Source organism: Bradyrhizobium sp. AC87j1, assembly GCF_002936975.1.
GTDB classification, from domain to species: Bacteria; Pseudomonadota; Alphaproteobacteria; order Rhizobiales; family Xanthobacteraceae; genus Bradyrhizobium; species Bradyrhizobium shewense.
In genome coordinates, this window is sequence record NZ_PTFE01000006.1 from 42,792 (window position 1) to 56,423 (window position 13,632).

11 protein-coding genes are annotated in these 13,632 nt (G+C 65.4%); 2 read left to right on the forward strand and 9 right to left on the reverse strand.

The features are described 5' to 3' along the window. Positions 1 to 136 precede the first annotated feature (136 nt). The 8 genes from CV770_RS05780 to CV770_RS05815 form a co-directional block, all read right to left on the reverse strand. Positions 137 to 592: a MarR family winged helix-turn-helix transcriptional regulator gene (locus CV770_RS05780; RefSeq protein WP_104461627.1), complete on the reverse strand. Its 456-nt coding sequence runs from the start codon at positions 590 to 592 to the stop codon at positions 137 to 139. 14 nt (positions 593 to 606) lie between these two features. Next, the gene (locus CV770_RS05785; protein WP_063195464.1) at positions 607 to 1,311 is read right to left on the reverse strand and encodes an ABC transporter ATP-binding protein; all 705 of its coding nucleotides are present in this window, start codon (positions 1,309 to 1,311) and stop codon (positions 607 to 609) included. After that, positions 1,308 to 2,099, reverse strand: coding sequence for an ABC transporter ATP-binding protein (locus CV770_RS05790; protein ID WP_104461628.1), 792 nt, complete (start codon positions 2,097 to 2,099; stop codon positions 1,308 to 1,310). The genes CV770_RS05785 and CV770_RS05790 overlap by 4 nt, the downstream gene beginning before the upstream one ends. Beyond that, positions 2,096 to 3,985 carry an ABC transporter permease gene (locus tag CV770_RS05795; protein ID WP_091954124.1) on the reverse strand — a complete coding sequence of 630 codons (1,890 nt, stop codon included), beginning with the start codon at positions 3,983 to 3,985 and terminating at the stop codon, positions 2,096 to 2,098. Before CV770_RS05795 ends, CV770_RS05790 begins: the two co-directional genes overlap by 4 nt. 187 nt (positions 3,986 to 4,172) lie before the next feature. Continuing rightward, on the reverse strand, positions 4,173 to 5,375 hold the full coding sequence (locus tag CV770_RS05800; protein ID WP_091954121.1) for an ABC transporter substrate-binding protein: 1,203 nt from the start codon (positions 5,373 to 5,375) through the stop codon (positions 4,173 to 4,175). A gap of 79 nt (positions 5,376 to 5,454) precedes the next feature. Continuing rightward, positions 5,455 to 6,039, reverse strand: a complete 585-nt coding sequence (locus tag CV770_RS05805; RefSeq protein WP_018320970.1) for an amino acid synthesis family protein — start codon at positions 6,037 to 6,039, stop codon at positions 5,455 to 5,457. A gap of 15 nt (positions 6,040 to 6,054) precedes the next feature. Then, a complete protein-coding gene (locus tag CV770_RS05810; protein ID WP_091954119.1) occupies positions 6,055 to 6,951 on the reverse strand; it encodes a UPF0280 family protein in 897 nt (298 codons plus the stop codon). After that, a complete protein-coding gene (locus CV770_RS05815; RefSeq protein ID WP_091954116.1) occupies positions 6,948 to 8,405 on the reverse strand; it encodes a 6-hydroxynicotinate reductase in 1,458 nt (485 codons plus the stop codon). Before CV770_RS05815 ends, CV770_RS05810 begins: the two co-directional genes overlap by 4 nt. Positions 8,406 to 8,655: 250 nt before the next feature. On the opposite strand from CV770_RS05815, the gene CV770_RS05820 reads away from it, so the two are divergent. Together CV770_RS05820 and CV770_RS05825 are read left to right on the forward strand one after the other, a co-directional pair. Next, the gene (locus tag CV770_RS05820; RefSeq protein WP_091954113.1) at positions 8,656 to 9,138 is read left to right on the forward strand and encodes a (2Fe-2S)-binding protein; all 483 of its coding nucleotides are present in this window, start codon (positions 8,656 to 8,658) and stop codon (positions 9,136 to 9,138) included. Further along, positions 9,138 to 12,662, forward strand: coding sequence for a molybdopterin cofactor-binding domain-containing protein (locus CV770_RS05825; RefSeq protein ID WP_104461629.1), 3,525 nt, complete (start codon positions 9,138 to 9,140; stop codon positions 12,660 to 12,662). The genes CV770_RS05820 and CV770_RS05825 overlap by 1 nt, the downstream gene beginning before the upstream one ends. Here CV770_RS05825 and CV770_RS05830 read toward each other — a convergent pair. Continuing rightward, entirely contained in the window at positions 12,659 to 13,627 is a 969-nt protein-coding gene (locus tag CV770_RS05830) for a catechol 2,3-dioxygenase (RefSeq protein ID WP_104461630.1), read from the reverse strand. The genes CV770_RS05825 and CV770_RS05830 overlap by 4 nt on opposite strands. Positions 13,628 to 13,632: the final 5 nt, after the last annotated feature.

Consider the following 13,632-nt stretch of genomic DNA (forward strand, 5'->3'; position numbering starts at 1 on the left):
GCCAGTCCTCGCACCTTGTTCAACTGCCGTAGGGTGGGCAAAGGCGCGAAGCGCCGTGCCCACGATCTTTTCCTGATTGAGCAAGATGGTGGGCACGCTTCGCTTTGCCCACCCTACGAGACCGTCTATGGCACTCTCACCGCAGCTTGTTCAACAGCGCCATCAGCATCTCGCGCTCCTTGGGCTCGAGCGGCGCCAGCGTCTCGCGGGTGATGGCGAGCGCGTTCGGCGCGACCTTCTCCGAAAGCTGCTGACCGGCGCGCGTCAGGCTGACCAGGAGCCGCCGACCGTCCTCGGGATCCTGACTTGTTTCGGTCAACCCGCGCGCCGTGAGCCGATCGATCACGCCCTTGATGGTCGCGACGTCCATCGCCGTCAGCCGGCCGAGCTGGTTCTGCGAGCACGGCCCGGTCTCGGCGAGTTTCGACAATGCCGCCCACTGCGTCGGCGTCAGATTGGTGCCGATATCGCGGGAGAAGATGGAGCTGTGGCGCTGCCAGACCTGGCGCAGGATGAAACCGACCTGCTCGTCGAGCACGTAAGGCGGTTTTGCCGGTTTGACGCCCTTTTTCACCGCGACACTTCTCGCCATCCGTCCCCCGCCTCTCACAACGACAGATGCGCGTCGCGGATATCCGGACGCGCATCGAGCTCGGCCATGGTGCCGCCGAAGCAGATGCGGCCGCGCTCGATGATGTAGGCGCGATCGGAGATCAACCGCGCGAAATGCAGATTCTGCTCGGAGACGACGATGCTGACGCCCTCCTTCTTCATGGTCAGGATGGCGTCGACCATCTGCTCCACGATCTTCGGCGACAGGCCCTCCGAGGGCTCGTCCAGCAGCACCAGCGACGGATTGCCCATCAGCGTGCGAGCGATGGTCAGCATCTGCTGCTCGCCGCCGCTCATGCGGCCGCCCGGGCGGTTCTTCATCTCGCCGAGATTTGGAAACAGCGCGAACAGCTTTTCGCGCGTCCAGTATGGCGCGTTCGGACGCTTGGGCTGCTTGCCGACTTCGAGATTTTCCTCCACGGTCAGGTCGGTGAATATCCGGCGCTCCTCCGGCACATAGCCGAGCCCCTCGCGCACGATCTCGTGGGTCGGCTTGGCCGAGACATCCTTGCCCTCGAACATGATGCGGCCGGAACGCTGCGCGACGAGGCCGACGATCGAGCGGAACGTCGTCGACTTGCCGGCGCCGTTGCGTCCGAGCAGCGCAACGACCTCGCCCTCGCCGACCTCGAAGCCGATGTCGAACAGGATATGCGCCGGGCCATAATGGCTGTTGAGGCCCTCGACGGTGAGCTTCATATTGATGCTCCCTCGCGGTGGCGGGCATCGTAGACCAGGCCCTCGCCGAGATAGACCGCCTGCACCTGCGGATTGCCGCGCACCTCGGCCGGCGTGCCCTCGGCGATCAGCGTCCCTCGATTCAGCACGATGATGCGGTCGGCGTGCTCGAACACCACGTCCATGTCGTGCTCGGTGAAGAGCACGCCGATCGACTTCTCCCGCGCGATCTGCGCGGTCAGCCGCATCAGATCGACCCGCTCGCGCGGCGCCATGCCGGCGGTGGGCTCGTCCATCAACAGCAGCTTGGGCTGGTTGGCGAGCGCCACCGCAAGCTCGAGCCGCTTGAGATCGCCATAGGCAAGCTCGCCGCAGGGCCGATCGGCATAGCCGCCCATGCCGACCAGTTCGAGCAGACGGCCAGCCTCGCCGCGGTCGAACTTCGGCGCCGAGCCGAACAGATTGAACAGCTGCTTCCCGTGCGAGATCAGCGCGACCTGCACGTTCTCGCGCACGGTCATGGTGGCGAAGGTCGCGGTGATCTGGAAGGTGCGCCCGACCCCGAGACGCCAGATCTCGCGCGGCTTCCTGCCCGTGATCTCTTCACCGAGCAGGCGAACATGGCCGGTATCAGGCTTGTTCTGGCCGTTGAGCATGTCGAAGCAGGTGCTTTTTCCCGCGCCGTTCGGCCCGATCAGCGCCAAAATCTCGCCGGCGCGCAGCGAGAACGACACGCCACGCACGGCGTGAATGCCGCCATAGGATTTGGTCAGACCTTCGACCGCAAGAAGTGGGGGTGCAACACTCATTCGGCAGACTCGATCGGCTTGGCGAGCAAAGGTGATCCCGGCGGCGATGCCTTCCTGCGACGCTGCGCCAGCATCTCCAGCATGCCGACAATGCCCTTTGGGAAGACGACGACAATCAGCACGATGAAGCCGCCGAGCACGAGTTTCGACAAATCGGTCTGGCTGACCAGCCAGATGTTCAAGGCCTTGTAGACGATGGCGCCGATCACCGCGCCGGACACCGTCTCGACACCGCCGAGCAGCACCATCACCAGCGCATCGACCGAGAGCGAGATGCCGAGATTGTCCGGGAAGACGCTGCCCTTGAGGTAAGCGAACAGCGCGCCGCCGATGCCGGCGGTCGTCCCTGCGATCACGAAGGCGGTCCACTGGATGCGCTTGGCATTGATGCCGATCGCCTCGGTGCGCAGGAGCGAGTCGCGCGTCGCCCTCAGCGCGTAACCGAATGGCGAGAACACCATCGCCCGCAGTGCGACGGTCACCAGCGCCGCAACGCCGAGCGCCAACCAGTAGAAGTGCGACGGGCTCGCTGCCCATCTTTCCGGCCAGACGCCCAATATGCCGTTGTCGCCGCCGGTGACGCTCACCCATTGGAACGCGATCGACCAGACGATCTGTGCGAAAGCGAGCGTCAGCATCGCGAAGTAGACGCCAGAGAGCTGCACGGCAAAGAAGCCGAACACGGCGGCGCCCATGCAGCCGAGCAGCGGCCCGAGCAGCAGGCACACGATCATCGGCAGCCCCGCCATCTTGGCGAGGAAGGCGACGCCGTAGGCACCGAGGCCGAAATAAGCAGCATGGCCGAAGGACGCGAGCCCGCCGACCGACATCAGGAAGTGCAGGCTGACTGCGAAGATGACGAAGATCGCGATCTCCGAGCCGACGGTCAGCGCGTAATTGCCGGCGAACAGCGGCAGCGTCGCTGCGACCACGAGCGCTGCAAGCGCCATCAGCCGTTCGTTCGACGTCAGCGGCCGCCAGGGATTGACGGTGAGCCCCGGCGTCTTGCGTGCGGGCGCCTCCGGTTTGCCGAACAGACCCCACGGCCGGACGATCAGCACCACCGCCATCACCAGGAAGACCAGGATGATGGAAATCTTGGGGAAGATCAGGATGCCGAAGGCATTGAGCTCGGAGACCAGCACCGCCGCGACGAACGCGCCGACGATGCTGCCGAGGCCGCCGATCACGACCACGACGAAGACCTCGACGATGATGCGCAGATCCATCGCGTGATGCACGGCATCCCGCGGGATCTGAAGCGCGCCGCCCAGCGCGGCCAGGAAGACGCCGACCGCGAACACCGACGTAAACAGCCATTTCTGATTGACGCCGAGCGCTGCGACCATGTCACGGTCCTGCGTCGCCGCGCGCACCAGGACGCCCCAGCGCGTGCGCTGAAATAGCAGCCAGAGAATGCCGAGCACGACGGGACTGAGCACGATCAGGAACAGATCGTAGCTCGGGATGTTCTGGCCAAAGAAATCGATGGCGCCCCTGAAGCCGGGCGCACGGCGGCCGACGAGATCGTCGGGTCCCCAGATCAGCACCACGAGATCCTCGACCATCAAGGTCAGGCCGAAAGTCGCGAGCAGCTGGAACAGCTCCGGCGCGTGATAGATGCGGCGAAGCAGCACCATCTCGACCAGCACGCCGATCAGCGCCACGGCAATCGCGGCCAGCACGATACTGCCCCAGAAGCCGAACGCGCCCGACAGGCGCTCCGTCAGCGTGAAGGCAATGTAGGCGCCGATCATGTAGAAGGCGCCATGCGCGAAATTCACGATCCGCGTCACGCCGAAGATGATCGACAGGCCCGAGGCCACCAGGAACAGCGACGCCGCGCTGGCGAGACCGGTCAGAAACTGTACGACGTAAAAGGCCATCGGCGGTCCGGGTTGGTGTTGGGTCTCATCCCTCCCCACGCGGAAAGGGCGAGCTTCGTAGGGTGGGTTAGCCCAGCGACTGCGCGAAGCGCAGTTGCCTCGGCGTAACCCACCTCTTCTCGTTCTGCAGATGCAGACCGTGGTGGGTTACGCCTTCGGCTAACCCACCCTACGGCGGCAGCGGGGATCAATCCTTCGGACGCAGCTTCTCGACTTCGGCATCGCTGGGCAGATAGTCCGAGCCCTTCTTGTAGGACGAATCCACCATCACGCCCTTGCCGTCCTTCAGCGCGGTCTTGCCGACAAAGGCACCGAGCGTCGACTGATGGTCGATCTTGCGGAAGGTGATCTCGCCGAATGGCGAGGGCATCGACAGTCCCTCCGCCGCGGTGATCAGCTTCTCCGGATCGGTCGAGCCCGCCTTCGCCAGGATCGCGGCGGCCGCCTTGATGGTCTGGTAGCCGACGATCGAGCCGAGGCGCGGATAGTCGTTGTACTTGGCCTGGTACGCCTTCAGGAACGCGTCATGCTCGGGCGTCTTGATCGAGTACCAGGGGTAACCGGTGACGATCCAGCCCTCGGGCGTCTCATCCTTGAGCGGATCGAGATATTCCGGCTCGCCGGTCAGGAACGAGACGACCTCGCGCCCCTTGAACAGGCCGCGGGTGTTGCCTTCGCGCACCAGCTTGACGAGGTCGGCACCGAAGGTGACGTTGAGGATCGCTTCCGGATTGGCGGCGGCAACCGCCTGCACCACCGGGCCCGCGTCGATCTTGCCCTGCGGCGGCCACTGCTCGTCGACCCACTGGATGTCCGGACGCTTCTCCGACATCAGCTTCTTGAACACGGCAACTGCGGACTGACCGTATTCGTAGTTCGGCGCGATCGTCGCCCAGCGCTTGGCGGGCAGCTTTGCGGCTGCTTCCACCAGCATCGCCGCCTGCATGTAGTTGGAAGGACGCAGGCGGAAGGTGTACTTGTTGCCCTTCGACCAGGTGACGGCGTCCGTCAGCGGCTCGGCCGCGAGGAAAAACACCTTCTTCTGGTTGGCGAAGTCGCTGACGGCAAGGCCGATGTTCGACAGGAACGTACCCGTCAGCATCGCGACGCCCTCGCTCGACACCAGCTCGTTGGCTGCGGTCTGCGCGTCCGCCGGCTTGCCGCCGTCGTCCTTCGAGATCACAACGAGCTTCTTGCCGTTGATGCCGCCGGCCGCGTTGATCTCTTCGACCGCGAGCTGCCAGCCCTTGCGATAGGGCTCGGTGAAAGCCGGCAGCAGCGAATAGCTGTTGATCTCGCCGATCTTGATGTCCTGCGCCAAGGCCGAATGAGCCATGCCGCCCGCCAGAAGCGCAAAGGCCGCGCCGACGATGTAATTTCTTGCTCGCATCCCAACCTCCAGTTTTTGAGTTCTATGTCTCGATCACGATCTTGCCGGAGAGGCTGTGCCCGCATCTCCGGATCATGCCCTATCTCAGACCGTCCTCGCCCTTTACTTCCGCAACCGTGAGCCCGCCGACGCGCGGCAAAGGACGGCCGCTATCGGTGACGGCGACCGCGACCATGATCTCGTTGGCACGCGGCGCGTCGTTGATCTGCACTTCCATGCCGTCGAAATGGCTGCGCACGAAGGCGGCGTCCTTGTGCCCAAGTGGGATGTCGAGCGTCGTGCCCGGACCGCTGCGCTTCTTCGACGACGGGATCAGGGCCGCGCCCTTGCTCAGCACCTTGCGCACCGGCGCGCCCATCTTGGGGTGGAGGATCGCGGCGGCATGCTCCAGTTCGCCGTTCTCGCCGACAGCGGCAGCCTTGCCGTAGCTCTGCGCCTTCGCGCCATCGATGCCGAGCGCCGCCACGGCGCGCTTCGACAAGAGCTCGCCGAGCTCCTCGCCGATCGCGATCAGCGGGGAGAGATCCTCGACATATTGTCCGGCAAAGGGATTTTCGATGACGGCGATCGCAGCCGCGCGCCGGGTCGGCGGCGAGACCTGGCGGCCCATCTCCATCTGCGTCTCTTCGACGACGGTGACGATCTTGCGGATGATCGCGCTCATGTTTCGCTTCCCTGTTCAGGCACAGACCGCGTTCTCCAGCGCAAGCGGGCGCGTTCGTTGCTCTTCTATATCCTTAGGTCCGATGACAAGCATATCACCACAAAGCCGCACCACGGCACCCTCGATCAATCCGCGATCGAACAATTGGCGTGCACATTCCGCGCCAGATTCGAGCGCCGTCGCGATCTCGTCCTGCGACAACTCGCCGACGTCGCGGGTGACGAGGCGCGAGCCGAGATCGCTGTCGGGCTGAAGCTCGTTTGCGGGCGTCCGGATGATGGCGGGATGCCCGGGCAGATCGACGGCGTTGGCTATGACCGTGGCAGCCGCATCGGCCTGCGACGCCGTTGCCGCCAGCACCGTCACCGCGTCGGCAATGCCGAGCGAAAAGCTGCGGCCGTGGCGTCCGCTGGTCGCGATGCCGCGCACGGGGTCATCCGCAGCCACCCTCATCGTTCGCATCACGCCAGCGCGATCGGGTCGGTCCATCAGGCCGATCGAAAAATGCTCGCCCTTGCCGAGATGGAGCGCGATGTCGCCACCGTTATTGACATAGGCCTGATCGAGCATCGCAGCGCCCAGCATGGCGCCCAAAATTTCCTCCGCCACGCTACCGGCAACAGCCGCCATCTGCGTGATGAAGCAGTTGGCGGCGTAAGGCGCGACCGCGGCGTGCATCCGGCGCGCCACCACGCCCGTCAACGCAGTCCGCTTCCCGGCGGCCGTCCGCAGCTCCGGCAGCTCCGCGCAGAGTTCGTCGAGCAGTCCGGTGAAGCGGCGCGCGGCCGCCTCATAGGCCGCACGCACATCGTCCGTGCGCCCCCTCGCCTCAATGACCAGATCAATCGGTCCATCCTGCAAATGCAGCCGCCGGCCATCAGACAGCAATGCGATTTGCGGGAGCCTTGTCATGCCCGAGGCCCTGGGATCGGGTTCTGCCAGGGCAGCTGGCGGACATCGTCGCCGTTCTGGACCTCTGAGAGCGGCTTCACGTAATCCATGTGCCCGCCGAGCGCGGCATAGTCGGACAGCTTCATCGTGAACTCGATCGGCGCAACCAGCGCCGGCGTCGGCACGTAGCCGAACGCGCCCGCCGGCATCTGCGTCACGTCGACCATGTAGGTGATGCCGCCGCCAGGCCAGACATAGACCGGCGCGCCGCCACTGGTGACGCGCGTCAGCGCATCCTTCACCGAGCGCGTCAGCCGCACCGGATTGTCAGTGACACCGGCGCGCAGCGAGCCGCCGGCACCGGCCATGAACAGCACCGTGCACAGCGCCGGCTCGCAATTCTCCTGGATGCGCTCGACCGAGAATTTCAGGTCGTCAGGCATCTCGGTCTCAACCGGCTTCAGGCCCTCGTCGAGCACATAGTAAGACGAATGCTCGCCGGTCGTGGAGACCATCAGCATCGAGAGACCCGGTTTTGCTTCCTTGGCGTCGAACGGCCCGAGGATCGCGAGCGGATCAGAGATGTTGGTCCCGCCCCACCCCGTGCCGGGATCGGCGACCTGGAAATAGCGGCCGGGCGTCGAGCGGCGGCCCTTCATCTTGATGCCGGTGTCGGCGATGTCGAGCAGCTTGCCGGCCTGATGCTCCGAGAGCACGCCAGTGATGTGGTCGTCGACCACGACGACCTCGTCGACCTTGCCGTGCCATTGCTTGGCGAACATGCCGATCGTCGCCGAGCCGCAGCCGACGCGCATGCGCTCTTCTTTCATGCCGTTGACGATCGGCGGTTGGCCGGCCTGCACCACGACGCTCGCGCCGCCGTCGATGGTCAGCTCCACCGCCTTGCAATTGGCGAGGTCCATCAGCGTGTCGCAGGTGATGCGGCCCTCCTTCTTGGAGCCGCCGGTGAGATGATGCACGCCGCCCAGCGACAGCATCTGCGAGCCGTATTCGCTGGTGGTGACGTGGCCGACCGCCTCGCCCTGCGCGCGCACGGTCGCGGTCTCCGGCCCGAGATAGCGATCGGTGTCGATCTTCACCTTGATGCCGCAATAGGAGAAGATGCCCTCGGTGACCACAGTCACCATGTCGACGCCGTCGACCTCCGCAGAGACGATGAACGGCGCCGGCTTGTAGTCGGGATAGGTCGTGCCCGCACCGATCGCAGTCACAAAGGTGGAAGGTTCATGGACGATCTTGCCGTCCCAATCTTCGGTGCGGCTGAACGGGACCAGCTTGCCGCCATGCGAGACCGTGCGCTCCAGGATCACATGCGGATCGACGCGGACGAGCTTGCCGTCGTGGTTGGCGTAGCGATCGCAGGCGCCCGCCGCCCCCGGCTTGATGTAGCACATCACCGGACAGGCATCGCAGCGGATCTTGTCGATAGCAGTGCTCGTCGTTTCCATCACCATGTCAGAGCCAGCGAGACCGCGGTTATCATTCGTATACGAACGATGGTGCGCGCGCCCCGGATAGCTGTCAAGCGGCGGTGCAGCGCAAAAGATGCCGCTGCTGCATAAAACCTCATTTGCCTATCCGCTCTGTCCACAAAGAAGGCAGTCGCGCTGCAGTGCGGCATGCATGGCTTGCACGTTTGTGTACAAACGGTATCGTCGCGATGGAGATTTTCGCCATGACTTGGCCGAGCGCTTGGAAACGAGGATGACGCAGACACCGATCCGCCTCACCGTGAACGGGAGGATCCACGAGGTCGCTGCAGCGCCGGAGACGCCGCTGCTCTACGTGCTGCGCAACGACCTCGCGCTCAACGGACCGAAATATGGTTGCGGCCTCGGCGAATGCGGCACCTGTGCTGTCCTGATCGATGGGGCCGCGGCCCGCGCCTGCGTGATTCCCATCAGCGGCTGCGCCGGCCGCGACATCGTGACGCTCGAAGGGCTCGGCACGCGCGACAAGCCTGACGTGGTGCAGCAGGCCTTCATCGATGAACAGGCTGCGCAATGCGGCTATTGCCTCAACGGCATGATCATGACCACCAAGGCGCTGCTCGCGATCAACCCGCGGCCGACCGAACAGGAGGCGCTGGCGGCGCTGCGCTACAATCTCTGCCGCTGCGGCACACATGTCGAAATCCTGCGCGCCGTGATGCGCGCTTCCGGCCAGCTCACCGAGGCCGTTGATTGATGGCCTCCCCTGCCCCTGATGGAGCTGAGCGCCAATCCGGCTCGCTCGTCGTTGCCCGCACCGTGGACGAGCTCACATCCGAGACGTTCATCCGCATCACTGCGGATGGCTCGGTCAGCGCCTATAACGGCCATGTCGATCTCGGCACCGGCATCCGTACCGCGCTCGGCCAGATCGTCGCCGAGGAGCTGGATGTGTCCTTTGCGCGCGTCGTCGTGGTGCTCGGCGACACTGCGGTGGTGCCGAACCAGGGCGCGACGATCGCGAGCGAGACCATCCAGATCACCGCTGTTCCCCTGCGCAAGGCCGCGGCGCAAGCGCGCCACTTCCTGATCGCGCGCGCGGCCGAGCGGCTGGAACTGTCGGCGGCCGATCTCAGGATCGAGGACGGCCTCGTGCGCGGGCACGACAATCGCAGCGTCAGCTACGGCGAATTGATCGGCGACGAGACGATCCGCCTGGAGCTGGCCGACGACGTCACCGTCAAGGCGGTCGGCGATTATGCCATCGTCGGCCAGTCGATGCCGCGCGTCGACCTGCCCGCCAAGGCCACGGGCGAATTGACCTTCGTCCACGATATCCGTGTCCCCGGCATGCTGCACGGCCGCGTGGTGCGCCCGCCCTATGCCGGCGTCGATGCCGGTCCGTTCGTCGGCACCAGCCTGATCGCGGTCGATGAATCCTCGGTGCGCGACATTCACGGGCTTGTCGCCGTGGTGCGCATCGGCGACTTCGTCGGAATCGTCGCCGAGCGTGAGGAAAATGCGATCCGTGCGGCCGAGCAGCTTGCAGTCAGCTGGAAGCCGACGCCGGCGTTGACCGATCTTTCCGACGTCGAGACCGCGCTGCGCGCCAATCCATCGACGCCGCGCACGCTGATCGACAAGGGCGACGTCGATGCGGCGATATCAGGCGCAGCCAAGCCGATGCAGCGCACTTACGTGTGGCCGTATCAGATGCACGCCTCGATCGGCCCGTCCTGCGCCGTCGCGGATTTTCAGGACGGCAATATCCGGGTCTGGTCGGGCACGCAAAATCCGCACGTGCTGCGCAGCGACCTCGCATTGTTGGTCGAGCGTCCCGAGAGCGAGGTCGAGGTGATCCGGCTGGAAGCCGCCGGCTGCTACGGGCGCAACTGCGCTGACGATGTCACTGCCGATGCCTTGCTGCTGTCGCGCGCCGTCGGGCGGCCGGTGCGCGTGCAGCTGACACGCGAGCAGGAGCACGCCTGGGAGCCCAAGGGCACCGCGCAGCTCATCGACGTCAATGGCGGTCTGGATGCGGACGGCGGTATCGCAGCGTATGATCTCGCCACGCGTTATCCCTCGAACGCTGCGCCGACGCTGGCGCTGCTGCTCACCGGTCGCATTCCATCCGAGCCTGCCGTGCTGCAGATGGGCGACCGCACGGCGATCCCGCCCTACGATTACGACCACATGCGCGTCGTCGCCCATGACATGCCGCCGATCGTCCGCGCCTCCTGGTTCCGCGGTGTCTCCGCGCTGCCGAACACCTTTGCGCACGAATCCTACATCGACGAAGCCGCGACCGAGGCCGGCGTCGATCCGATCGAATACCGCCTGCGCTACCTCAAGGACCAGCGCGCCGTCGATCTCGTCAATGCCGTGGCCGAGCGCGCGGGCTGGACGCCGCGGCCGGTGCGCGAAAAGAAGGACGGCGAGATCGTGCACGGGCGCGGCTTTGCCTATGCGCTCTACGTCCACAGCAAGTTTCCCGGCTACGGCGCGGCGTGGTCGGCCTGGATTGCCGACGTCGCGGTGAACAAATCGACCGGCGATGTCAGCGTGACGCGCGTGGTTGCGGGACAGGATTCCGGATTGATGATCAATCCGGACGGCGTCCGCCACCAGATCCACGGCAACGTCATCCAGTCCACCAGCCGCGCGCTGATGGAGGAAGTCTCGTTCGAGCGCGGCGCGGTGGCGGCGCGCGAATGGGGCGCCTATCCGATCATCCCTTTCCCCGACGTGCCCAAGATCGACGTGCTGATGCTGCCGCGTCAGGACCAGCCACCGCTCGGCGTCGGCGAATCCGCGTCGGTCCCGAGCGCGGCGGCGATAGCGAATGCGATCTTCGATGCCACCGGCGTGCGCTTTCGCGAGCCGCCCTTTACGCCCGAACGCATCCTGAGGGGATTGCACGGTGAAACATCGCCCGTGCCGCAGGCCCTGCCCGCGCCCGCCGCGCCGCCGCCGCCGTCGCGCATCTGGCAGAATCCCTTCGCCAAACGCGCCAGCCTCTTCGCGGCGATTGCCGCCGTCTGCACTGCCGCGATCGGCATCGGCGCGGCGCTGCTGCCGGGGCGCGCGATTGCGCCGATCGCGCGACCCGACGCATCGGTCTATTCAGCCGCGACGATCGCACGGGGAGAGCAGCTTGCTGCGCTCGGCAATTGCGCGGAGTGCCACACCAATATCGGCGGCGTACTCAATGCCGGCGGCCGCGTATTGGAGACGCCATTCGGCACGATCTATTCAACCAACATCACCTCCGACGTCGAGACCGGCATCGGCGCCTGGTCCTATCCCGCCTTCGAGCGCGCAATGCGCGACGGCTTGCATCGCGACGGCCGGCAGCTCTATCCTACATTTCCCTACACACACTTCTCCAAGACAAGCGAAGCCGACCTTCAGGCGCTCTATGCCTATCTGATGGCGCAGCCTGCAGTGCGCGCGACGGCGCCGGCGAACACGCTCGCCTTCCCGTTCAACCTGCGCCCGCTGCTCGCGGGTTGGAATGCGCTCTTCCACCAGGCAAAGGAATTCAAGCCCGATCCCACCAAGTCCGAGGCCTGGAATCGCGGCGCCTATCTCGTCGAGGGCCTCGGCCATTGCAGCGGCTGCCACACGCCGCGCAACGCGCTCGGCGCCGAGCAGCGCAATGCCTATCTCGCCGGTGGCTTCGCCGAAGGCTGGGAAGCGCCGCCGCTGACTTCGCGCTCACACGCGCCGATCCCATGGAGCGAGGACGAGCTTTACGCTTACTTGCGAACGGGACATTCACGCTATCACGGCGTGGCCGCCGGCCCGATGGCGCCTGTTGTCAGGGACCTCAAGGCCCTGCCCGATCAGGATATCCGCGCGATGGCGGTCTATCTCAACTCGTTCAACGACACTGCGGCCGATGCGCCTGCGCTCGCGGTAAAACTCGAGGGCGCAACGCAAGTCACCGTCGCCTCGTCCACCGGCGCGCGGCTCTATCAGGGCGCCTGCGCCGTCTGCCACGAGGTCGGCGGCCTGCCGCTGTTCGGCAGCCGTCCCTCGCTCGCGCTCAACAGCAATCTGCACAGCGCGACATCGGACAATCTCGTGCAGGTGATCCTGCACGGTATCGCCGAGCCGGTGTCGAGCGACTTCGGCTACATGCCCGCATTCAGGAACAGCATGAGCGACGCGCAGGTGGAGGAGCTCGTCAGCTTCCTGCGCGGCCAGTTCGCGCCGGACAAGCCGGCGTGGACCGGCGTGCGCGAGACGATTGCGCGGGTGCGCAATTCAATCCACTAAGCTTGCTTCTTCACGTCCACCGGCGGCGTGCCGTGGGTGTGGAAGGACTCGATCGTCTTCAGCCCCCACGCCTGGCCCTTCTTGCGCTCCTCCTCGGTCCACACGATCGGCTTCCAGTCCGGCGCGAGGATCAGGCGGGCGCCGGCATTGGCGACTTCGACGCGGTTGCCGCCGGGCTCGTAGACGTAGAGGAAGAAGGTCTGCTGGATCGCGTGCTTGTGCGGGCCGGTCTCGATGTGGATGCCGTTCTCCAGGAAGATGTCGGCAGCGCGCAGAATTTCCTCGCGGCTGTCGAGCGCGTAGGTGACGTGGTGGAAGCGACCCGGCACGCCTGAATGGTCGAGCGAATAGGCGAAATCGTAGCTCTTGTTCGACATCGTCAGCCACATCGCTGCTTCCCGGCCGTCGTTGAGCACGATCTGCTCGGTGAGGCGGCAGCCGAGGTAATTCTCGAAGAACTCACGGTTGGCCTTGATGTCGACGGCGAGGCAGTTGAGATGATCGAGGCGGCGGACATTGACGCCGCGCGCGGGAAACCGCTGCGCCTGGTTCTTCAGCGCCGGCTTCAGCTCGGGCGGCGCCTGATACCATTCGGTCTCGTAATAGAGCTCGACGATGTGGCCGTCAGGGTCGCGGCAGCGGAAGGTCGGCCCCTGCCCCATGTCGCCGTCGATCCAGCCGATGTCGAAGCCGGAGCCTTTTAGCGCGGCGACGCGGCGGTCGAGCGCCTGCTGGCTGCGCGCGCGCAGCGCCATGTGCTCCATGCCCGAAGTCTTGGACGCCGTGAGCTTGAGCGAATAGCGCTCGTAATCGTCCCAGCCGCGTAAGTAAACCGACTCGCCCTTCTGGCCGCTGACAGTCATGCCCATGACGTCGACGAAGAATTTCAGGCTCTCATCCGGCTTGGGCGTCAGCAGCTCCATATGGCCGAGATGAGCGAGATCGAGGATCGGTTCGGGCTGCATGCTTT

What these genes read in the sequence shown, in the direction of transcription:
- CV770_RS05780 (WP_104461627.1), bottom strand. Translation starts at nt 592, where the DNA reads ATGGCGAGAAGTGTCGCGGTGAAAAAGGGCGTCAAACCGGCAAAACCG.
- CV770_RS05785 (WP_063195464.1), bottom strand. Translation starts at nt 1,311, where the DNA reads ATGAAGCTCACCGTCGAGGGCCTCAACAGCCATTATGGCCCGGCGCAT.
- CV770_RS05790 (WP_104461628.1), bottom strand. Translation starts at nt 2,099, where the DNA reads ATGAGTGTTGCACCCCCACTTCTTGCGGTCGAAGGTCTGACCAAATCC.
- CV770_RS05795 (WP_091954124.1), bottom strand. Translation starts at nt 3,985, where the DNA reads ATGGCCTTTTACGTCGTACAGTTTCTGACCGGTCTCGCCAGCGCGGCG.
- CV770_RS05800 (WP_091954121.1), bottom strand. Translation starts at nt 5,375, where the DNA reads ATGCGAGCAAGAAATTACATCGTCGGCGCGGCCTTTGCGCTTCTGGCG.
- CV770_RS05805 (WP_018320970.1), bottom strand. Translation starts at nt 6,039, where the DNA reads ATGAGCGCGATCATCCGCAAGATCGTCACCGTCGTCGAAGAGACGCAG.
- CV770_RS05810 (WP_091954119.1), bottom strand. Translation starts at nt 6,951, where the DNA reads ATGACAAGGCTCCCGCAAATCGCATTGCTGTCTGATGGCCGGCGGCTG.
- CV770_RS05815 (WP_091954116.1), bottom strand. Translation starts at nt 8,405, where the DNA reads ATGGTGATGGAAACGACGAGCACTGCTATCGACAAGATCCGCTGCGAT.
- CV770_RS05820 (WP_091954113.1), top strand. Translation starts at nt 8,656, where the DNA reads ATGACGCAGACACCGATCCGCCTCACCGTGAACGGGAGGATCCACGAG.
- CV770_RS05825 (WP_104461629.1), top strand. Translation starts at nt 9,138, where the DNA reads ATGGCCTCCCCTGCCCCTGATGGAGCTGAGCGCCAATCCGGCTCGCTC.
- CV770_RS05830 (WP_104461630.1), bottom strand. Translation starts at nt 13,627, where the DNA reads ATGCAGCCCGAACCGATCCTCGATCTCGCTCATCTCGGCCATATGGAG.